The 19,624-nt window shown below is 42.2% G+C and carries 22 protein-coding genes; 10 read left to right on the top strand and 12 right to left on the bottom strand.

Annotated elements, in window-relative coordinates; translation table 11 throughout:
• Positions 1-16: 16 nt before the first annotated feature.
• The 3 genes from WMO65_RS10610 to WMO65_RS10600 all read left to right on the top strand — a co-directional run bounded on the left by WMO65_RS10610 (position 17) and on the right by WMO65_RS10600 (position 4,052).
• Positions 17-1,396 carry an alpha-L-fucosidase gene (locus WMO65_RS10610; RefSeq protein WP_148391660.1) on the top strand — a complete coding sequence of 460 codons (1,380 nt, stop codon included), beginning with the start codon at positions 17-19 and terminating at the stop codon, positions 1,394-1,396.
• A 253-nt stretch (positions 1,397-1,649) separates the two neighbouring features.
• Positions 1,650-2,624, top strand: coding sequence for a choloylglycine hydrolase (bsh, locus tag WMO65_RS10605; RefSeq protein ID WP_148391661.1), 975 nt, complete (start codon positions 1,650-1,652; stop codon positions 2,622-2,624).
• 42 nt (positions 2,625-2,666) lie between these two features.
• The gene (locus WMO65_RS10600) at positions 2,667-4,052 is read left to right on the top strand and encodes a CapA family protein (protein ID WP_148391662.1); all 1,386 of its coding nucleotides are present in this window, start codon (positions 2,667-2,669) and stop codon (positions 4,050-4,052) included.
• A 56-nt stretch (positions 4,053-4,108) separates the two neighbouring features.
• Here WMO65_RS10600 and WMO65_RS10595 read toward each other — a convergent pair whose 3' ends face one another.
• On the bottom strand, positions 4,109-4,357 hold the full coding sequence (locus tag WMO65_RS10595; RefSeq protein ID WP_148391663.1) for a hypothetical protein: 249 nt from the start codon (positions 4,355-4,357) through the stop codon (positions 4,109-4,111).
• Between the two features lie 135 nt (positions 4,358-4,492).
• Here WMO65_RS10595 and cysK point away from each other — a divergent pair, with 135 nt between their 5' ends.
• From cysK to ybaK, 3 genes are read left to right on the top strand one after another with little or no spacing between them, the layout of a single operon-like run.
• Positions 4,493-5,422, top strand: coding sequence for a cysteine synthase A (gene cysK, locus WMO65_RS10590; protein ID WP_148391664.1), 930 nt, complete (start codon positions 4,493-4,495; stop codon positions 5,420-5,422).
• Positions 5,423-5,474: 52 nt separating this feature from the next.
• Positions 5,475-6,818 carry an MATE family efflux transporter gene (locus tag WMO65_RS10585; RefSeq protein WP_148391665.1) on the top strand — a complete coding sequence of 448 codons (1,344 nt, stop codon included), beginning with the start codon at positions 5,475-5,477 and terminating at the stop codon, positions 6,816-6,818.
• Between the two features lie 13 nt (positions 6,819-6,831).
• Positions 6,832-7,326, top strand: coding sequence for a Cys-tRNA(Pro) deacylase (gene ybaK, locus WMO65_RS10580; RefSeq protein WP_054350442.1), 495 nt, complete (start codon positions 6,832-6,834; stop codon positions 7,324-7,326).
• Between the two features lie 95 nt (positions 7,327-7,421).
• Here ybaK and WMO65_RS10575 read toward each other — a convergent pair whose 3' ends face one another.
• Positions 7,422-8,036, bottom strand: a complete 615-nt coding sequence (locus tag WMO65_RS10575; protein WP_148391666.1) for a GDSL-type esterase/lipase family protein — start codon at positions 8,034-8,036, stop codon at positions 7,422-7,424.
• A 265-nt stretch (positions 8,037-8,301) separates the two neighbouring features.
• On the opposite strand from WMO65_RS10575, the gene WMO65_RS10570 reads away from it, so the two are divergent.
• From WMO65_RS10570 to WMO65_RS10560, 3 genes are read left to right on the top strand one after another with little or no spacing between them, the layout of a single operon-like run.
• Entirely contained in the window at positions 8,302-8,811 is a 510-nt protein-coding gene (locus WMO65_RS10570; protein ID WP_033142713.1) for a prepilin peptidase, read from the top strand.
• Positions 8,808-9,815, top strand: coding sequence for a P-loop NTPase family protein (locus WMO65_RS10565; protein WP_033142714.1), 1,008 nt, complete (start codon positions 8,808-8,810; stop codon positions 9,813-9,815). The genes WMO65_RS10570 and WMO65_RS10565 overlap by 4 nt, the downstream gene beginning before the upstream one ends.
• A complete protein-coding gene (locus WMO65_RS10560) occupies positions 9,799-10,695 on the top strand; it encodes a TadA family conjugal transfer-associated ATPase (protein ID WP_148391667.1) in 897 nt (298 codons plus the stop codon). The genes WMO65_RS10565 and WMO65_RS10560 overlap by 17 nt, the downstream gene beginning before the upstream one ends.
• Before the next feature lie 66 nt (positions 10,696-10,761).
• Here WMO65_RS10560 and WMO65_RS10555 read toward each other — a convergent pair whose 3' ends face one another.
• The 4 genes from WMO65_RS10555 to WMO65_RS10540 are packed head-to-tail and all read right to left on the bottom strand — an operon-like array spanning position 10,762 to position 16,032.
• Positions 10,762-11,196, bottom strand: coding sequence for a DUF6262 family protein (locus WMO65_RS10555; protein ID WP_148391668.1), 435 nt, complete (start codon positions 11,194-11,196; stop codon positions 10,762-10,764).
• Positions 11,186-13,051, bottom strand: a complete 1,866-nt coding sequence (locus WMO65_RS10550) for a tyrosine-type recombinase/integrase (protein WP_349064114.1) — start codon at positions 13,049-13,051, stop codon at positions 11,186-11,188. The genes WMO65_RS10555 and WMO65_RS10550 overlap by 11 nt, the downstream gene beginning before the upstream one ends.
• Complete coding sequence (locus WMO65_RS10545) at positions 13,005-14,837, bottom strand: tyrosine-type recombinase/integrase (protein ID WP_148391670.1); 1,833 nt, start codon at positions 14,835-14,837, stop codon at positions 13,005-13,007. Before WMO65_RS10545 ends, WMO65_RS10550 begins: the two co-directional genes overlap by 47 nt.
• Positions 14,838-14,841: 4 nt before the next feature.
• Complete coding sequence (locus WMO65_RS10540; protein WP_148391671.1) at positions 14,842-16,032, bottom strand: tyrosine-type recombinase/integrase; 1,191 nt, start codon at positions 16,030-16,032, stop codon at positions 14,842-14,844.
• Positions 16,033-16,249: 217 nt separating this feature from the next.
• Here WMO65_RS10540 and WMO65_RS10535 point away from each other — a divergent pair, with 217 nt between their 5' ends.
• The gene (locus WMO65_RS10535) at positions 16,250-16,684 is read left to right on the top strand and encodes a hypothetical protein (RefSeq protein WP_148391672.1); all 435 of its coding nucleotides are present in this window, start codon (positions 16,250-16,252) and stop codon (positions 16,682-16,684) included.
• A gap of 19 nt (positions 16,685-16,703) precedes the next feature.
• Here WMO65_RS10535 and WMO65_RS10530 read toward each other — a convergent pair whose 3' ends face one another.
• The 6 genes from WMO65_RS10530 to WMO65_RS10505 form a co-directional block, all read right to left on the bottom strand.
• Entirely contained in the window at positions 16,704-16,982 is a 279-nt protein-coding gene (locus tag WMO65_RS10530) for a hypothetical protein (protein WP_148391673.1), read from the bottom strand.
• A gap of 32 nt (positions 16,983-17,014) precedes the next feature.
• Positions 17,015-17,317, bottom strand: coding sequence for a hypothetical protein (locus WMO65_RS10525; RefSeq protein WP_148391674.1), 303 nt, complete (start codon positions 17,315-17,317; stop codon positions 17,015-17,017).
• Positions 17,318-17,339: 22 nt separating this feature from the next.
• Complete coding sequence (locus tag WMO65_RS10520) at positions 17,340-17,768, bottom strand: hypothetical protein (protein ID WP_243128783.1); 429 nt, start codon at positions 17,766-17,768, stop codon at positions 17,340-17,342.
• Between the two features lie 19 nt (positions 17,769-17,787).
• A complete protein-coding gene (locus WMO65_RS10515; RefSeq protein WP_148391675.1) occupies positions 17,788-17,982 on the bottom strand; it encodes a DUF3970 family protein in 195 nt (64 codons plus the stop codon).
• Positions 17,983-18,012: 30 nt separating this feature from the next.
• A complete protein-coding gene (locus tag WMO65_RS10510) occupies positions 18,013-18,174 on the bottom strand; it encodes a hypothetical protein (protein WP_256157701.1) in 162 nt (53 codons plus the stop codon).
• Positions 18,175-18,261: 87 nt separating this feature from the next.
• Positions 18,262-19,578 (bottom strand): DUF262 domain-containing protein, encoded by a 1,317-nt coding sequence (locus WMO65_RS10505; RefSeq protein WP_148391676.1) that lies wholly within the window; start codon positions 19,576-19,578, stop codon positions 18,262-18,264.
• Between the last annotated feature and the right edge of the window lie 46 nt (positions 19,579-19,624).

Genomic DNA, 19,624 nt, shown 5'->3' with positions numbered 1-19,624 from the left:
GCAGAAAGGATAAGACATGATTGAATTTTTGAGAGAAGCAGCGCGTGTGAAGCCATCCCAAAAACAGCTGGACTGGTTTGACATGGAATTTTACGGATTTATACATTTTGGTCCAAACACTTTTACAGACAGTGAATGGGGGCAGGGATCGGAGGCTGAGGAAATCTTTCATCCTGAAAAACTGGACTGTGATCAATGGGTGGAGGCTATCAGGACAGCAGGAATGAAGGGAATGGTGCTCACGGCGAAACATCACGATGGTTTCTGTCTGTGGCCCTCAAAATACACGGAACATTCGGTAAAGAACAGTCCCTGCAAGAGGGATGTGGTAAGAGAAGCCGCAGAAGCATGTAAAAGAGGCGGTATCAAATTCGGTTTTTACCTGTCACCCTGGGACAGGAATTCAAAATATTACGGAACACCGGAGTACAATGACTATTTCTGTAATCAGCTGACAGAGCTTCTGACGGAGTACGGGGATATTTTCTATGTTTGGTTTGATAATGCCTGCGGAGAAGGACCTAACGGCAAAAAACAGAAATATGATTTTCCCCGGTATTTTGAACTGATTCATAAATATCAGCCAAATGCATTGATTTTTAATGATTTCGGACCGGATATCCGCTGGTGTGGAAATGAAGCAGGAGCAGCCCGTCATTCTGAATGGGCGGTAGTGCCTTCAGAGCTGTGTTTTTATGGTGATGTGCAGACAGGACCGGGGCCGATGGCAGAGGAAGGAAACCTGTCCTACCTCTATAATACGGAGCAGGAGCTGGGGACCATGCCGACTATCCTTTATTCCAAAGGGCTGGTATTTACACCTTCGGAAATTGATATATCTATTCGTCCGGGCTGGTTCTGGCATGAAAAGGAAGAACCCCACTCTCTGGAGAGACTGTTCCATACATATCTTACCAGTGTAGGAGCAAATGCGTGTCTGCACCTGAATATTCCGCCGAATAAAGACGGGCTGCTGGATAATCGGGATGTAAAACGGCTGAAGGAGTTGGGAGAACTGATTCAGAAGGAATTTGGCAAAGAAATTCCGTCAGTTATTGAAAAGCAGGAAAATGAACCGGCGACGCAGCCGGTATACACCATTGTTTTGGAAAAACTCATGCCTCTGAAGAGACTGAAATATGTGATTTTGCGGGAAGATATTGCTCGGGGACAGAGAGTGGAAAGTTTCCGGGTATCAGCTGTATTTACCAGTGGAGGACAGTATCCGCTGTATCAGGGAACGTGTATCGGAAATAAAAAGATCTGTCAGCTGCAGAACCCGTTTGCACTGCAAAATCCATTGATTGATGATTCAGATGAGTACATCTCAAAACTGAAGGTACAGGTGACGGCGGCAAGGGATGAAGTGGTGATGAAGGAGATAAAGGTATATTAATATATGTTTGGCGGGCGTAGGTTCTAACCGGTGTGAATCCGGAATCCGTCCGTAACAGTATTGTTGGAAAGATTTGCGGTCAAAGCATCGGGTTTTAACCGGTATTTTGGCCGCTTATTTTTTTGCAAGGAAGTATCGCATCAAATATAAAAGATAATATTGCAGTTATTCTGTATGGCAGTAAGCGGCGAGTTATGGTATAATTCTGTTGTTGGGAATTGACCAACAACTCAGAATTGAACGGAGGTATTTTATGTGTACAGCAGCAACTTATAAAACAAAGGATTTCTATTTCGGCAGAACGCTGGATTATGAGTTTTCCTATGGAGATGAGGTTACAATAACACCGCGTAATTATCCATTTCATTTTCGCCATATCGGGACTATGACAAAACACTATGCAATGATTGGTATGGCATATGTTGCTGATGATTTTCCACTTTATTATGAAGCGGTTAATGAAGCAGGGCTTGGAATGGCAGGCTTAAATTTCGTGGGAAATGCAGATTACAAAGGAAGAGAATCAGACAAGGACAATGTAGCACAGTTTGAATTTATTCCATGGATTCTTGGCCAATGTGCTTCTGTAAAAGAAGCGAGGGTTCTGTTGGAAAAAATAAATCTCATAAATACTCCCTTCAGCCAGGAGTTGCCATTGGCTCAGCTCCATTGGATCATTGCAGACCGTAATGAAGCTTTAACAGTGGAATCGGTCATGGAAGGCATTAAGATATATGATAATCCCGTGGGCGTTTTGACAAACAATCCACCTTTTAATGAGCAGATGTTTCAGTTGAATAATTATATGAATTTATCCCCGCAAGCCCCGCAGAATCACTTTTCTGATAAGTTGCCATTACATGCATATAGCCGCGGCATGGGAGCGTTGGGGCTTCCGGGAGATTTATCCTCTCAATCCCGTTTTGTAAGAGCTGCCTTTGTAAAAATGAATTCTGTTTCCGGTGATTCGGAATCTGAAAGTGTCAGCCAGTTTTTTCATATTCTGGGAGCTGTTGACCAGCCGAGGGGATGCTGCGATGTTGGTGACGGAAAGTTTGAAATTACAATTTACACATCCTGCTGTAATACTGACAAAGGAGTTTATTACTATACAACTTATGACAATCATCAGATTACAGCAGTAAATATGTACAAAGAGAACCTGGACGACAGTTATCTGGTACGATATCCGCTTATTCACGGCGAACAAATTAAAATGCAAAATTAAACAGGAATCTAATAATCGAATCAGGCAGAAAAGGGTGAATATATGAACGAAGATGAAAAAAGAGAGCTTGAGAGAAAGAAAAGGATTCAGGCCCGTGAAGCAAGACGGCGTCAGCAGGTGATGAAGCAGAGAATGATTCTTGCGGGGGCGGCTGTTCTAATATTGCTGGTAATCATTGTGAGTGCCGCTGTGAACAGCCACAGGAAAAAAGTAAAGCAGGAAGAGGAGATCAAAGCAGCCCAGCAGAAAAAAGCGGAGGAAGAGGCAAAGAAAGCAGAATCGGACAGTGAACTGCACTTCCTCGCAGTGGGAGACAACATCCTGCAGGATGCCCTGCTTGAGGCGGGGAAAGAAAGTGAGGAGACCTGGAATTATGATTTCCTGTATGAGCAGGTGGCAGGTGATATCCAGGCAGCTGACCTGGCAGCCGTCAATCAGGAGACACCTCTGGTCAACGACCACAAGGATGTATCGGGAAGCGGGCTCATGGGAACACCCCTTGAGGCAGGCGACGCGCTGGCAAAGGCCGGATTTGACATTGTGACACAGGCAACTAATCATGCATTTGACAAAGGCAGGCCGGGAATCCTGAATTCCGCTGCATACTGGCAGACACAGCATTCCGATATTCAGCTTCTTGGCATCCATGCGGATGAGGCGGACGCGGAGAACCGCGTGAAAGTCATTGAAAAGAAGAATATGAAGATCGCAGTGATGAACTACACGTACGGGGTGGATGAGGATGCGGGCTTTTCTGAGGCAGATTCCTTTATGATCGATGTCTACTCTGAAGACAAGGTAAAGGCAGATGTGGAAAAGGCAAAAGGAGAAGCTGACTTTGTCATGGTATTTCTCCATGCGGGAGCTGAGTATACTGAGGAATTTTCTGATACGGCTAAGCAGAGGATAGACTTCCTGGCGGAGCAGGGTGTGGACGCGGTGATCTGCAGCAATCCTCATGTCCTGCAGTCTTACGGCATGATGCCGCGGCAGGATGGAAAAGAGATGCTGGTTTACGGCTCACTGGGCAATTTTGTATCCGCGGATAATCAGATCAAAGGTCTGATCGGTGGCATGGCGGACATTACCCTGAAAAAGGATGGCAAGACCGGGGAAGTGACAGTCAGTGATTATAAGATGATACCGCTGGTGATGCACTATGACAGTGAAAAGAAAAACTGCGCGGTGTATAAGGTATCAGATTACACCGAGGATCTGGCAAAGGCACACGGCATCCATCAGGAGACAGAGGAGACATTTACTCTGGACAGCATCAAAGAGCTGACTGCCAGGTATGAGTCACCGCAGGCATTTTCAGCATCCGGACAGACCGGTTCTGAGGGAACGGAGACAGAAATAAAGGGAAAAGGCGTGTCTGATACGGACAAAAAAGACGACCGTACTTCAGGTGAGGAAGGCAAAATCTGAACTTAGGGCGGAGATGTGTAAAAATACACAGCTCCGCCCTTTATACGGGAAACGTCTCATTCCTCCGTATATTGTTCGGGAGAGAATGGATAGACCTCTTTATAGGATTCCAGTTCTGCCTGGCTGGCGGGCGGTTTATACATAAGTCCTGTCATTTCCATGGCTGCCTGACCGTCCAGTCCATCGGAGGAGCTGGATTCCACATGGTAGGCATCCTTGCTGCCGCCCTTTCCTCCATTGCCGCCTCCCTGGCCTCTTCCGCCTTTGCCGCCTCCTCTGTGGCAGTTTTCAGAATTATCTTTCATTTCGCGCATCTCCTTTCACCATTTCTTTTAGTATGTGCGAAAAACATGGGAAAATGCATTGACAAACAAAACCGGCATAGTCTATGCTTTTATCTGATGAAGAGAAACGGAAAAATCTTAAAGGAGTGGACTTATATGGAAAATATTAAAAAAAGCGCAGCACAGCTTATCGGCCACACACCTCTTATGGAGCTGTGTAATTATGAAAAAAAATATGAACTGCAGGCACGCATTATCGCAAAACTGGAGTATTTTAACCCGGCCGGAAGCGCAAAGGACAGAGTCGGCCTGAGCATGATTGAAAAGGCAGAGCAGGAAGGGAAGCTGAAACCGGGCGCCACGATCATAGAGCCCACTTCAGGAAATACGGGAATCGGTATTGCCTCCGTAGCTGCAGCCAAGGGATACCGTGCGATTCTTACCATGCCGGAAACCATGAGCGCGGAGCGCCAGAAACTGCTTAAGGCTTATGGAGCTGAGGTGGTCCTCACTGACGGCAGCAAGGGAATGCAGGGAAGCATCGAGAAGGCAGAGGAGCTTAAAAAGAGCATTCCCGGCTCTGTCATTATGGGACAGTTTGATAATGAGGCCAACCCGGCGGCACATGAGGCATCCACGGGACCGGAGATTTACAGGGATACAGACGGTAACGTAGATATCTTTGTAGCCACAGTGGGAACAGGGGGAACCCTGACGGGCACCGGCAGATTTCTGAAAAAGCAGAATCCTGCTGTTCAGATCGTTGCAGTTGAACCTGCGGAGTCCCCGCTTTTATCAGGAGGGCAGGCCGGGGCTCACGGCATTCAGGGTATTGGGGCTAATTTCATTCCAGGTATTCTGGACAGGGATATTTACGATGAAGTGATCTGTGTCACAACAGAGGATGCTTATAAAACAGGAAATGATATTGCAAAGTGTGAAGGTATTCTTGTAGGAATCTCCTCCGGGGCTGCTGTGTGGGCAGCCGCACAACTGGCAAAACGCCCTGAAAATAAAGGAAAAAATATAGTGGTACTGCTTCCGGATACGGGAGACCACTATCTATCAACAACCATGTATGACTAGAGTGTGTTTGAAAATTTTTCAAACCCGCTCTAAGGTAAAGGAATGACTTAAAATGAAACAGACAGAAAATATCATGGGAACAAAAAAGATACTTCCTCTTCTTGTTTCCATGTCCATACCGCCCATGGTGTCCATGATGATCCAGGCGCTTTACAATATTGTGGACAGCATGTATGTGGCAAGGGTCAGTGAAGATGCTTTGACAGCAGTTTCCCTGGCTTATCCCCTTCAAAATCTGATTCTGGCAGTGTCCGTTGGCTTCGGCATCGGCCTGAACGCCTGCGTTGCCAGAGCTCTTGGGGCCAAGAATGAGAAAGAGACAGAGTCGACTGCGACCCATGGTATTGTGCTGACAGGCGTGCACAGCGTTCTTTTTATACTGATTGGCCTTTTATTGGTGAAACCATTTATAGGAATGTTCACTGACAATGCCCAGATCTACAAGATGAGCTGTGAGTACGCAGGCATAGTGCTCTGTTTTTCTTTCGGGAGCATGTATCACCTCTTTGCAGAGAAAATCTTTCAGTCTGTGGGAAATATGGTGCTTCCCATGCTCTTTCAGGCTATGGGCGCGGTGCTGAATATTATCCTGGATCCCATCATGATCTTCGGCCTGCTGGGATTTCCCGCCATGGGAGTGAAGGGAGCGGCTGTTGCCACTGTCACAGCGCAGATCACAGCGGGGATCATAGCCATGGTCTGCTATCTGAAGAAATGTACCCAGGTAAAACTGGACTTTCACGGTTTCTATTTTGACCGGGGGATTGTAAAGAAGATTTATATGGTGGGAATTCCTTCTGCCATTATGATGTCTATGCCTTCCCTGCTTGTGGGGGCATTGAACTCCATACTGGCAGCATTTTCCGGGACAGCTATCGCTGCGTTTGGGCTTTACATTAAGATCCAGTCCTTTGTGTATATGCCGGCTAACGGCGTTGTGCAGGGAATGCGACCCATTATGAGCTATAATTACGGCGCCGGCAGCAGAAAGAGGATGATGGAGACACTGAAAAGCAGCCTGCAGTTGGCAGGGGCCATTATGCTTCTGGGAACCGTACTTTTTCTGGCCTGCCCTGAGCGGATCATGAAGCTGTTTGACGCCGGGGATGAGATGATGCGACTGGGTGTTCCCATGCTGCGGATCATCAGTCTTGGTTTTGTGGCGTCCACAGTGGGATGTGTACTCTCCGGTTCTTTTGAAGCGCTGGGACAGGGCCTTCATTCTCTTATCATATCCATGCTGAGGCAGCTTGTGATCATTGTGCCGCTGTCTGCACTGTTCTGCAGAATCTGGGGTATATACGGCGTGTGGGTCACATTTCCGCTGGCAGAGCTCATTGCAGCAGCAGCGGCAGTGGTCCTCTTTAAACGGTTCATGAAGAAATTAAAAGTTTAGGAGTGTGGTTAAAATGGCAAAAAACAAAGACAAAGAAGTGAAGACAAATGCCATGAGAATCCTGGATAAGAATAAAATTTCCTATGAGACCATCACCTACGAGTGCGACGAGTTCATAGACGGTCTGCACACGGCAGAGAAGACCGGCGCCCCCGTGGAGCAGTCCTTTAAAACCCTGGTGGCGCAGGGGAAAAGTAAGGAATACTATGTACTGGTCATCCCCATCGCGGAGGAAGTGGACTTAAAAGCAGCGGCCAGAGTGCTGGGAGAAAAGTCCATTGAGATGATCCATGTAAAAGACATCACAGCAGTGACGGGATATGTCAGGGGCGGATGCAGCCCCCTTGGCATGAAAAAGAAGTATAAGACCATCATCCAGGAGAGTGCAGAGAAATACAGTGAGATCTATGTGAGCGGTGGAAGGATCGGCTCCACCATAAAGGTAAACCCGGTGGATCTGGCCCGGGCAGCCGGGGCGGAGTTTGCCGCGTTTACGGTAAAAGAGTAAAAAAATAGAACTGTTGCGGAATATTGAAGCACCTGTATGGATGGGGTTTCAACATTCCGCGACAGTTCTTTTGCATTTGAGCAAAGGAGCAACGCTTACAATTTAAAAGCATTTCTGACGATTTCCGCCAGAACCTTCTGTCCGAGGACGGTCAGGTGGATGCCGTCTGTGGTGATGGCGTCGTAACCGTGCTTCTCGATTTCCTGTTCCAGAGGCTTCTGCAGCGGGATGAAATGCGCACTGTAATTTCTGGCAAGCTTGCGGATATTTTTGGACATTTTGTGCTGCCAGGGAACCCAGTCATCGTATTTTCCCTGTTTCGGAAAAATAAACGGTTCCAGTGTGATAACTGCTGCTGTGGTCTCTCTGGACAGATCAAACAGCATTTCGTGGTAAGCCCGGATACTGTCCTCCAGCATATAGAGCTTCTCCTGCTCTGAGACATCAGCCTGTACAATAAGGCCCACATCATTGATCCCTACCAGGATGCTTACATAATCCGGGTGGTAGGAAATGCAGTCCCTCTGCAGTACACCGGCAATTCGTTCTGTGATATTGCCGTCCACACCCTTATTCAAAACCCGCCAGTTGGGGTCAGTTCCTGTAATATAGGCCGCGAACTCGCTGACATATCCGTCTCCCAGAGGATTGTCAGATGTCATTCTGCCGGCATCGGTAATGCTGTCTCCTAAAAATACAATGATACCCATAGCGATTCTCCTTCGGCATATAACCATTTTCAGGCCATCTGATTGTATAATATACTATTTTAACTGAAAATGACCGTTATTGCAAATAGTAATTTTGTGAAGGGTTGCCAAAAAGACGTTTTGGTTATTTTTTCTATGGACAAGAGGCACCGGGAAGTATATAATCATTTTCAAGCTAAGTCGTTAGCTTTTCTGTTTTAATCAGCCGTTCGGCAGATGGATTCCACGTTGATCACAAAAGTAAATAGTGAAGAGAGGTGTTTTTATGTCTTTAGAGACAGGTATGGCACTGTTTTTTTCCGCCGGGGCAGTCTGCACGGATTTATTCCTGGAAAAAGTGCCGAACAGATGGATCGTTCTGGGGCTTGCGGCAGGCGCAGTATGCCAGGGGCTGCTGCACGGCGCAGGTGGAATCCCATTTTATCTGGGCGGGGTATTCCTGCCTCTGGTTCTGCTGTTTCCGCTGTTCTGCTTCCGTATGATGGGGGCAGGTGACATCAAGCTTATGGCTGTCATGGGCGGAATCCTGGGAAGCTGCGGTATCCTGAAAGGGATGTTCTGTGCCTTTATTCTGGGCGCTGTTTTATCTTTGGCATTTCTTATTTCCTGCGGGAATCTGCGGGAGCGTTTTTCTTATTTTTTCCACTATCTGAAAGTTTGTAAAGAGAAGCATTGCCCTGTACCATACAGGAGGCAGGGCGCGCAGGCGGAGAATCTGCACTTTACCGTGCCGATACTCTTGGGGATCATGCTGTATGCGGGAGGTTTTTGTTGAGAAAGAAGATATTGGCAGTCTGCGATGAGGAGGCGTCTTATGCCTGCAGCTTCACCGCATGGCTGGAGAGGAAGGGGCACTATCCCTTTGAGTTTATTGCTTTTACCGGGGCGGATAAGGTCTGCAGCTATGCCAGGCAGCATTCTGTGGAGCTGCTGCTGGTTGCGGAGGGGACCATGTGCCCTGAGATCAGGGAGCTGCCTGTGGGCAGGCTTGTGATTTTGGACGAGGAGAACGGCACAGCGCCGGTAGAGCTGCCCGCTGTGTCAAAGTACCAGTCCTGCGAAAGAATCATGCAGGAGGTAACAGCCCTCTATGGGGAAGAAGTACGGTCAGAGGAAAGCGGGGCCTCTCCGGGAAGGAAGATGCACATTCTGGGAGTCTATTCCCCTCTGGGCCGGACGGGCAAAACTTCTTATGCGCTTGCGCTGGGCCAGATACTGGCAGTACGGTATTCTGTTCTCTTTCTGAACCTCGAAGCCTACTCCGGTTTTGAGGACCTGCTTTCCTGCAGCTTTGAGCGGAACCTGGGAGATTTATTTTACTGCATAAGGCAGAAGAAAGGCCAGCCCGCAGTACAGCTTGCCGCAATGGTGCGGGAGGCCGGGGGTATGCATTATGTTCCTCCGGTCACCATCCCGGAGGATGTGGAACAGGTGACACAGGAAGAGTGGCAGGTCCTGTTCGAGGAGCTGAGACTTTACAGCACATATCAGGTGCTTCTCCTTGATTTTGGCACAGGGGTCAGCCGGGCGTCAGGGCTGCTGGATGAATGCAGCAGGATCTATATGCCTGTTCTGCAGGACCGGATTTCCGCGGCGAAGCTTGCCCAGTATGAGACATGGCTGAAAACTGCGGGAAGAGAGGATGTACTGGAAAAGACAAAGAGGATTCTCCTGCCGCCGGTGGACGGGGAAGGGGAGATGCCGTGGCCGGAGTGCCTTACCTCCGGAAGATTCGGAGATTATGTGAGAAAGCAGGTGCAGGATGGAGGCATTTTCTGAGCTTAGGAGCCGTCTGATGGAAAGGCTGGACAGCATGTGGGAGAGTACGGATGAGGAGGTGATGGAGCTTATTGACAGCCTGATCATGGAGGAGGGAAGAATGCTGGGCCTGAACCTTGGGCAGAAAAGCGCACTGCGGCAGGAACTATTCTGCTCCGTCCGGAAACTGGATGTCCTGCAGGAGCTATTGGAGGATCCCGGCGTTACGGAGATCATGGTGAATGGCTGGCAGCACATTTTTGTGGAGCGGGAAGGAAAGCTCTCCCCCTGGGGGAAACATTTTACATCCCCGGAAAAACTGGATGATGTGATACAGCAGATCGCCGGAAGGTGCAACCGGGTCATCAATACTCTGCACCCTATTGTGGATGCCAGACTGGAGAACGGTTCCAGGGTCAATGCGGTCATAGCACCCGCGGCGCTGAACGGCCCGATCCTCACCATCCGCCAGTTCCCGGAGGAGCCTGTCACTATGGAGCGGCTGCTGTCTCTGGGAAGTGTGACTGAGGAGGCACTTAGGATGCTGATCCCTCTGGTGCAGGCCAAGTACACAATCCTCATAGGAGGGGGAACCGGGGCAGGGAAGACAACTATGCTGAATGCACTGTCCGCCTTCATTCCAGGGGATGAGAGGATCATAACCATTGAGGACAACGCGGAGCTGCAGATACAGGGGATTCCCAATCTGGTCAGGCTGGAGTGCAGGGCAGCCAACATTGAAGAGTCGCAGGAGATTTCCATGGCAGACCTTCTCAAGACCGCACTCAGAATGCGGCCTGACAGGATCATTGGTATATACGGAGCTACCACCCCTATAATCCCTTGTTTTCGGTATTTATTACAGAGTTTATATAATTCCTGTAGGAAAGCCTCTGTTTAAAGGCTTTTCTATGTAAAAAGACAAGCAACCTGAGTTACTTGCCTTTTTGCGGTGAAGTTAGAGTGATTATAAATGGTCTGGTAAATTAAGGCTATATGCCTCGTCTAATTGAGATTTGAGTTTTTTAATCTCCTCTAAGGCTTCTTCATATTTTTCTTTGTATTTATTTTCAGAAATAATGTCCTTTTTTATTTTATCCAGTGCTTTCTTCAAATCTCTGTTTTCTCTTTTGAGGATTTGAATATAGGTATCGGCTGAATCTTTACTTCTGTTTTTACAGTATCCAGTTGGAGTTATGTATTTATCAGCCAATTCTTTCATATCTGGATGCTTAGAAAAATAAGTCCTGCTTACATTTGCCTCTCTGCAAAGATCGGCAAGAGTAAATTCTCCTTCTTTTCGTAGTTTATTGATGGCTTTCTTCACATCATCAGCTTTTTTCTGTTTAACGGCTTCATTATGTTTTTTAACGCCAGCCATCTTTTTTTCTTTAGCTGTCATTTTTCTTTGCCCCTTTCTCTAGTTTTAAAATGATGTTCTCCAGAGCCTCTTTATCTCTAAGAGCTTTTTTAAGCATCATGGAGTAGCCATTCGCCTCAGCTATTTTAACAGTTGCCTCAATCTCCAATAGCTGTATATTGTAAGCATTTAGATATTGAATACTTGGAATGAACATGGAACAGTTAAAACAAGCATTTGCTTTTGCACATGGAGTGGTCAAAGGATTTTTACCACAATAGCCGTTACAAAGAGCAACTGTTTTTTCTGGAATAATTTCAGCCATGTCTTTTCCTTTCCCAATGTTGCGAATGAGCATATCATCTTTTTCAAGTCTTGGTTTTAATTGCTCTTTTACGACATCAGTCGTAACTGTTGCATAGTGACTCAGAGAGCTTAATGTGGTTTGACCTAATAGTTGAGCAGCTATATCAACGCTTGTACCCTCGGAGATTAGATTAGTTGCTACTGTTGCCCTGAATCTATGGGTGGTAACATGAAGCACTTTTCCATCTCTACCAAGTACGTTGTTTTTGACGAGTATCTTATTGATGTTTTCATTTATTGTTCCAATATTGACGGGCGTGTTCTTATCTGTAACAAAAACATATTTTACATTCTCTTCGCCAAAACGCTTTTTATTTCGTTCTATCTCTGCTTTCATGATTCTTATGGTATTTTCAAAGATAGGTTTATTATTTACTGCTTGTGTTTTGAATTGCCATAAATCAAGGTAGTAACTTCCGTCATCATTTTGTTTGATGGCATTAACATCTAATTTTGCCAACTCACAGAATCGCATACCAAGAAACAACAGACAATAAACCATGCGTCCGTAAAGTTTTGGCATTTGAGGAAGAACATTTAGTAGTGCTTTTACTTCTTCATCTGTAAGATAGCGACTCTCCTTTTTGATTTTCAAAGTGTAATCATTGTTTAACATTAACATAGTCTGTGGCATATTATCTCTTTCGAGTAGTTGTCCCCAGTCAAGGAATACTTTTAAGTTGAGTATAGCAACATTTGCTTTGCGAGAATTATAGCCGCTGTTTGTTCTTATCCAAGTAAAATATTCTTCCAAAATAGGTCTGGTTAAGTCGGCAAGACTTTTTAGAGGGTGGTTTTCATCTAACCAACGAATGAATATCTTTAAATCAAAAAGATACGCATATACAGCACCAAAAGTAATCTCTCTTAATTTGAATAAGCAAAAATCCTGCACATTTTTTAACGTAGATGGATTCTTGATTTCTCTAAAATCTAATACCTTATCACTTTCCATATATTTACAGAAAGAAAACTTTTGAGGGTGCCAGATTAATTTTTTGGTTTCTGGAATGTCTTTCTCATAGTATTGTCTTATTATAGATTGTGCATAGGTAATAAAAGTGGTAAATCTACTTCTTCTGCTTGCTCGTTTAAATTCTTCACCAACAAACTGTATGCCATTTTCAATAGTAGTCTTGTTTTTCTTATGTGTAGAGAGGAAAAACTCAAATAGAGATAAATCTTCCAGCTCAAGAATACTTTCACTATTAACCATATATGTATTGACATATTCAGCAAGAATTTTGTAGCGATCATAGTATTCAGCAAATGTATTGATTCTAATTTGCTTAATTTCGATTATGTAATACATGAAATATTTGAACTCTTCTGCAATAAATGGGTTTTTACAGAGAGTAAATTTAAAAATATTATCCGTAGTATTTGAACGGGCGTTCCAGTCAGATTTTCTTTTTGCTGGAGCATTTATATAAATATCCCATTCTTTAATTTTCCACTCATCTTCTTTATATTTATCTGGAATATCAAAGGTTGGTAGTGCTGGTATTAACTTTAATTGTTTCGCTGGCATTAACTCCCTCCTCTTCTTCTATTTTTTGTATGATATGTTCAAGTTCTTCAATTTGCCTTTTAGCTGTGAGGATATTTGGTGTCCAGTTATTTGCTTCATATATCACAAGCCTTATTTTAATTTTTTCAAGTTGTTCCTTGTGTATTTGCAAAAACTTTTTTGATGTCATAAAGTGTGGACATGACAGACAAGCATCTACAGCAGGGCAAGTTCCTAATTTTGGAGATAGTCCGCATACACCATTAGGCAATATATAATCTTGCAGATTTTCTTTCAGCCATTCGGAAAGCTCCGTTGCTCCTGCTTTTGAGAAATATCTATCAGCTTTCATTTTTCTAAACTCATCTGGACGCTTTACATAGGAAAGTGTCATTTGTATTTCTTTATGCCAAAGAACAGCTTTTTGTATTGTGACGATTGGCACGTTATAGTTTTGATATAGGTCAGTAGAAATTGTGCGTCTATAACTATGTGTTGTGTAATTGTAAAGTGTTCCATCCTCGTTTGTAATACCCCATTCATTGCATAATACCTTGAAGTTATGTCTAAAAGTAAGAGCATTGTATGGATGATTCCTTTTTCTCTCTGACGGAAAGAGGTATTCTTCTTCATAGTCAAGAGCAGTGATAATTTTGATTTGCTCTTGAATTTTTTCAAATAGAGATTTAGGAATGAAGTTCATGATTGTTTTTTTCATCTTTTGACATATATTGACTCTAATAAAGTAACCATCTTTTCCATCTGTGTATAAGCAATCAATTTTAAGTTGGCATACATCAGAAATTCTCATACCTGTACAATAATTGATTAAATACATAAGCTGATAATTAAAAGGAGCTTTGTGGATATTATTGAAAATCTGTAATATTACATGCTCAGATACAAGCTCATCAGATGCTTTATGTTTGTTTTTCCTGCACATTCCTAAATCTACAGGAATAGGATTCTTCATAATACCTTCTACTGTTAGGTATTCATACATGCCATATATGCGAGAGATATTATGGTTATAAGCATCATTCGACAGTTCCTTTTTAAAATCCAAGTATTTTCTAAAGTCTTTCTCTGTAACATCCAGTATGCTTTTGGGGTAGATAAAATCGCAAAACCTACAGATGTGTGAAAAATAGTTTATTACTGTTGAAAGAGATTGTTCTGTACATCCAAGCAGATACTTTATATATTTTTTTGCATATTCTCTGTTTTCCACATTTTCAATTTGTCTGAAATAAAAGTTATATTCACTGGACGACTTATTTACTCGTTCATCGGATACTTTAAATATGCTACTATCCCAAGTATCCCTTTCAAAACCTTTTCTTGTATCATACATTTCAAGCAAAGTATTTTTACAGGTAATAATGATTTTTTTACAATCCTTAGCATAATGATTTTCATCGCAATACTTATTAAAAAGATCTCTGAGATTATTGTCTGGAATTTCTGTGATTCCATCAAGGTTTGACATAAATCCAGCCAGTCTCAAAACATAGTAGATTCTGTCAGAAGCCCTTTTGTAAGGAATTTCTCTACAGAAAATGGAAAAAAGTAAATCTCTGAATTGCTGTCTTGATGTATCGTTTTTAATCAAGGTGAAATCAATCACAACTTTATAGAAGCGTTTACTTACATCTTTAAAGGGGATTGATTTCAATTCCAGAGTATCTTTATTTAACAGTTCCAAAGTTTTGCTTTCCTGTGGTGTCGTGCAGGCTATACAGCTTTTTCCTGCATTTTCTATAGATGGTTTCTTTCGGCTTTTCGCCATGTCTATAATCTTCGCCATAGTATTAATCCTCCATATCTTGTAATAGAAAGTCTACAAATTCATCCGTAGACATGCCCTCTGGGTGAAAATCTTTATTTGCTTTATCATAATATGTTTTCATAGCAGCCTGCCTTGTAGGTGTGTCTGCTTTTGCATATATAGAAGCAGTTGTATTGACGTTTTTGTGTCGCAATGTATCTTTGATCTCCACCATATCAGAGCCTTTCTGGAGCATATCCACAGCCAGTCCATGCCTGAGCATGTGAGGGTGAAGTCCTTCAATGCCTACTTTTTTGCCAAGTTTGGAAACCATATCTTCAATGGTGTCACGTCTCATAGGTTTATATTTGTTTGTATCCCTGTATAAATTGATGATGACATAATCTGTATCAATATCTGATAAAGTTTCAATTAAGTAATTGTTAATTTCTCTAGCAAGAGTATCTGACACAAATACAGTGCCTTCTGAATCATATTTCACAGCGGCATCAGGATTGTTTGGATCGTTTCTTTTTGTGATATAGATTTTGTTGTTTCTAATATCTCTAAGGTCTGAAATATTTAATCCAATTACTTCTGAAACCCTAAGACCACCTTCAAACATAAGTCCGATGATAATTTTATTGCGCTGGTTTGTTGCTTTTTCGTAAAGAAGCTCATATTGGCTTCGGGTAACATATTCAATTCTCTTTTTAGGAACTTTCTCCTTTAAAATAGAGGTAAGTTTCTTTTCTTTTTTCAAAGTCATTTCTGATAAAAAAGAGCCAAATTGAGAATTTTTGCGTGTTTCTTTATAAAGATGTAGCGTATCTATTCCTTCGTCAAATTCCAAAAAATCATAGAAGGAAAGGACAGCATTCATGATCTGGTTTACAGTAATAGCTTGCCTCTTGGCTACATATCCATTGATGGGAATAAGATTCTCATTGAAGTCTGGATATTTGAGCCAGAATTTAAAAGCGGATAAGTTTGACAAAACTACTGATTTTTTATTCTGCCCGACACCAACTGCTGAGTGATAATCAAGTCCCACAAGGGAAAGCCATTCATAATAGAGCTTTAAGTGCTGGGCATATGTCTTAGTGGTATTGGTGCTAAAACCATTACTCATCATATGTAACATAAAGCGATAGACTGGCATAATAGGTCTATTGTTATCACCCACCAAAAAATAAATGGTGCCGACAGCCTTTGTAACACTTTTGATTTCCATGCTGGTTCCTCCTTTCTTAAATTTTCAAAGTGCAAAGAATAGCGCTAATCTTTATGCAAAAATCGTAACAGAAGATTGCGTTTTTAAAAATCTGCTATAAACGGTTGGATTCGTGACCTCTTTTTATTGTTCACAAATACTTTTTATGGTATGATACATACAACATACATACAATATATGTGTAAATCACATTAAGAATTTTAAGGAGTATTTTACGATGAAAATAGAGAAGTCACCATATTCAGCAAAACTGGTAGATTTAAGCAAAGAGAGCAGTGCTGGGCTTAAATACAGGGTAAGAGAAGCTGTTTGCAAAGCATTAGAGCAAGGTCGTCCGATTGACATTTACAACATATCCAAGATGACTGGAATAGCCAGACGGACAATCTATAATGACAAAGAGCTTAGAACTTTAATCGAGTATTATAAGGAATACTGCCAACATAACTTGTCTGCTTATAAAGGGGAATCTAAAGAAGATGCTAAGAAGAGAATGAAGAAATTTCGCTATCTTGCGGATCTGCCATCGCTCCAAGGCATGGAGCCTGTGATGGATGAGCTTATAGAAGAAAACCATAAGCTGCATACACAATATCTCAAACTGCAAACAAAGATATTTGCATTAGAGAATGGGATAGAGGTAGAAAACTAACCTCTACCCCATTTCCTTATTATTTTTTATCATAATAAAATTCATCCATTAACTTCCTGCAATCTTCTTCGCTGGCTAAGTTATAATGCCCATAGTTTAGGCTCTTAGTTTCTTCATTCCAGCAAGTCCAGACTGCATATGTATCGTCATTTTTCTTTGCCGATACCATATAAAGATAGGAATCGTCTGGATGGTATGATTTTCTTCTTACATTCAAAACAGTGTATTTAGGCAAATGTTCGTTAAAATATGCCTTTACATCTTCCATAACTTCTACTAATCCATATAATTTGCTCATATTCGTATTCTCCTTATCTATGCGCTGGGTTTTCAGGGTTCTATGCTTATTCCAAAATCATCTGTAATACAATGCTCTATCAATGATCTGCATTTATTTACGGAATCAGTTACCAAAATATGACCAGAAATACCCCATTGCCAAGAAAAAGATTTTCCAGTGTTTGAAAATATAGTACAGGTATGATTGTCACCTTTGGTTAATCTGAACATAGTTTCATTTCCATTGAAACATCCCAGACAAATAAGCTGCATCTGCATATTATCTTTGACTTTTAAAATTACACATTCGTCATTGTTTTCTAAAAGTTCCACTAAATCATATAATTTGCTCATATTCGTATTCTCCTTTGAGTGCTTAGATTAAGGGCAACATATAAAACTTATCACCAAGTGTATCCGTCAGGTTGGCTGTTTCCGTCTCACTACAGGTAAGCTGTAAGTGATAGAAGATAAGGCTAGAAAAAGTTTGCTGTAATGTTCTATGGTCACAGGACATAATCTTTGCAACCTCTGCCATTTTACTGTTATCTACAGAATCTATTTTTGTTCTGATAAATGGAACAGTAGCTAGTAAGCGTCCAATTTTTGCCGACTGCTCATTTCTAAGATCAGTCCTGTAGTTCTTATCAGAAAGAAGCTTAATCCAGCACAGGTCTAAATCTTTCATGTCGGGAGAATCAATCTGCTCCGTTGCAATTTTCGCAGGTTTGAATAAAAAATTATTCACCTCATATGAAAAGTATCTTGCTATTTCTTTTACCTCTGTATTTTTTAAATCCATCATTTTTCCTGTATCCTTTCTCTTAAATCTTCTGAACAGATCCGTTTTCGTCAATGTAGGTCATATTCAGTTTTGCATAAACTCTAACCTCTTGTGACTTTACTTGTTTTCGTGTATTGGCGTAAGGAGTGCTTACGCTAATAACGTCATAGTAATTTTCAAAATCTGCTACAATTTTATCAATTTCTTTTTGTGTTCCTGTTAATCTTATATCCATAGTAGTTTTTCTCTTTCTTAAATTTCTCTACTATGAGTAATATGTTTCGTAATACAATTCCCAAACAAAATCATTTTCGTCTTTTAATTCCCAGTTATTCTGTTCGCAAAACTTTCTGGCTTCTTCTTCGTTTTCCGTTTCAAATAGCGGAATATATAATGTTTGTGATGCCTTAAAAACTTTAAACTTCATAGCAGTCTTTCTCCTTTTTTAGAATAAAAGGGGCATTACCAAAAGTGATAATACCCCTAAAGCGATTTACAATATTCTTAGTACAGCTTATGCGTCTTGTTCAACCAGATAAACCTCATTGTTGTCGGAAAGTTCTTCTTCTTCGGAGACTTCTGCAGGAGGATTCATAAAAGAATCTTCTTCCTGTGTAGTATCTTCCGATTCGCTTTCTTCCGTAAAGGATTCTGTGTCACTGGTTTCAGCATTTTCTTCTTCGCTAGAAGTTTCGCAAGCGTCTACCAACTCTTCATTGTCGGAAGTGGTTTCTTCGTCTACAGTGTCATCGGAATCAGTTTCTGGTGTATCTTCTTCACTTTCAGGATCTTCTGCCTCGGCAGAATCTTCCAGTTTGAAGTGCTTCGTGAAGTGAGCTTCCATGGTAGAAAGCCTTCCATTAACTTTTTCCTTTTTGATAGAGCCGCTACTACAATACTGGCTGTAATCCTTGCAACTTACAAAGAAATAAAGAAACCAATCGTGAAATTCGTTAGGCTCAATATCTTTCTTCATTGCTACATCCGCCATCATAACTACCATGGGAATATTAATCTTTTTGAGCATTTTTTCTTTGTCGTCAAAAGCCTCATCCAGATAATCAATAATTTCCAAAAGCAGGTCTTTCTGGCTGTCGGAATAGTTATTCTTAATAGCAGCACTGTATTTCATAACTTCATCAGCGGAAATGGATGCATATTCATAATCGCCATACTTATGATCCAAAAGCATCATACTCTGCAAAAGGGTACACATATCATCGGACTTCCTTAACTGGAGCTTGCTAAAATTACACTTTTCTGTAAAAAAGCTGCCAGTGAGAATCTGATTGATAAATCTTGCATTTTCAGTTCCCATTAAAGGTCTTGCCTTCTGCGGCTTGCTAAGTGGTGTGGAATTATTCAGACGGAAGAAGATTTCTTCAATCTCGTCATCCGTTGCATCCTCAAACGCAAAGATGGAAAACTTAAAACGTAATAATTCCTGTCTAACATCCTCGTCAAGTTCTTCAAAAGTTTTGCCAGCAAGTTCATATGTTTCGCCTTCAACCTCAGCCGCTGGAGTTTCTTCATTCAGAGCATAATCGCCGTTGATGAATGAAAAAATAGTTGTCATTCTCTGCTTGCCATCAAGTACAGAATACTTATAGATTGCTTTTCCCTTATCGTCTGTTTCAGCGGAATCTGTTTTTTCCACATAGATTGCAGGAACAGGGAAGTTTGCCAAAATACTATGTACAAGCAGGCTCTGCTGGAGGTTTGTCCACTGTGCCGACTGCCTCTGAATAGGATGGTCAAAGTCTAAGGTTTCCTTGCTGTCGTGCATTGCCTTTAAGTTCTTAATTGTCCAATTCAATGTTGTTTTAATCATAGTTCTTTTCTCCTTTTCTCTTTTAGGGTATATTTATTTTTCTATA

It is taken from the genome of Blautia caccae (assembly GCF_040095955.1).
Taxonomy (GTDB): Bacteria; Bacillota; Clostridia; order Lachnospirales; family Lachnospiraceae; genus Blautia; species Blautia celeris.
The sequence above is the reverse complement of the archived record's forward strand: the minus strand, read 5'-3'. Positions and strand labels throughout refer to the sequence as shown.

Coding starts and splice junctions, on each gene's coding strand:
- WMO65_RS10610 (WP_148391660.1), top strand. CDS start 17: ATGATTGAATTTTTGAGAGAAGCAGCGCGTGTGAAGCCATCCCAAAAA.
- bsh (WP_148391661.1), top strand. CDS start 1,650: ATGTGTACAGCAGCAACTTATAAAACAAAGGATTTCTATTTCGGCAGA.
- WMO65_RS10600 (WP_148391662.1), top strand. CDS start 2,667: ATGAACGAAGATGAAAAAAGAGAGCTTGAGAGAAAGAAAAGGATTCAG.
- WMO65_RS10595 (WP_148391663.1), bottom strand. CDS start 4,357: ATGAAAGATAATTCTGAAAACTGCCACAGAGGAGGCGGCAAAGGCGGA.
- cysK (WP_148391664.1), top strand. CDS start 4,493: ATGGAAAATATTAAAAAAAGCGCAGCACAGCTTATCGGCCACACACCT.
- WMO65_RS10585 (WP_148391665.1), top strand. CDS start 5,475: ATGAAACAGACAGAAAATATCATGGGAACAAAAAAGATACTTCCTCTT.
- ybaK (WP_054350442.1), top strand. CDS start 6,832: ATGGCAAAAAACAAAGACAAAGAAGTGAAGACAAATGCCATGAGAATC.
- WMO65_RS10575 (WP_148391666.1), bottom strand. CDS start 8,036: ATGGGTATCATTGTATTTTTAGGAGACAGCATTACCGATGCCGGCAGA.
- WMO65_RS10570 (WP_033142713.1), top strand. CDS start 8,302: ATGTCTTTAGAGACAGGTATGGCACTGTTTTTTTCCGCCGGGGCAGTC.
- WMO65_RS10560 (WP_148391667.1), top strand. CDS start 9,799: ATGGAGGCATTTTCTGAGCTTAGGAGCCGTCTGATGGAAAGGCTGGAC.
- WMO65_RS10555 (WP_148391668.1), bottom strand. CDS start 11,196: ATGACAGCTAAAGAAAAAAAGATGGCTGGCGTTAAAAAACATAATGAA.
- WMO65_RS10550 (WP_349064114.1), bottom strand. CDS start 13,051: ATGCCAGCGAAACAATTAAAGTTAATACCAGCACTACCAACCTTTGAT.
- WMO65_RS10545 (WP_148391670.1), bottom strand. CDS start 14,837: ATGGCGAAGATTATAGACATGGCGAAAAGCCGAAAGAAACCATCTATA.
- WMO65_RS10540 (WP_148391671.1), bottom strand. CDS start 16,032: ATGGAAATCAAAAGTGTTACAAAGGCTGTCGGCACCATTTATTTTTTG.
- WMO65_RS10535 (WP_148391672.1), top strand. CDS start 16,250: ATGAAAATAGAGAAGTCACCATATTCAGCAAAACTGGTAGATTTAAGC.
- WMO65_RS10530 (WP_148391673.1), bottom strand. CDS start 16,982: ATGAGCAAATTATATGGATTAGTAGAAGTTATGGAAGATGTAAAGGCA.
- WMO65_RS10525 (WP_148391674.1), bottom strand. CDS start 17,317: ATGAGCAAATTATATGATTTAGTGGAACTTTTAGAAAACAATGACGAA.
- WMO65_RS10520 (WP_243128783.1), bottom strand. CDS start 17,768: ATGATGGATTTAAAAAATACAGAGGTAAAAGAAATAGCAAGATACTTT.
- WMO65_RS10515 (WP_148391675.1), bottom strand. CDS start 17,982: ATGGATATAAGATTAACAGGAACACAAAAAGAAATTGATAAAATTGTA.
- WMO65_RS10510 (WP_256157701.1), bottom strand. CDS start 18,174: ATGAAGTTTAAAGTTTTTAAGGCATCACAAACATTATATATTCCGCTA.
- WMO65_RS10505 (WP_148391676.1), bottom strand. CDS start 19,578: ATGATTAAAACAACATTGAATTGGACAATTAAGAACTTAAAGGCAATG.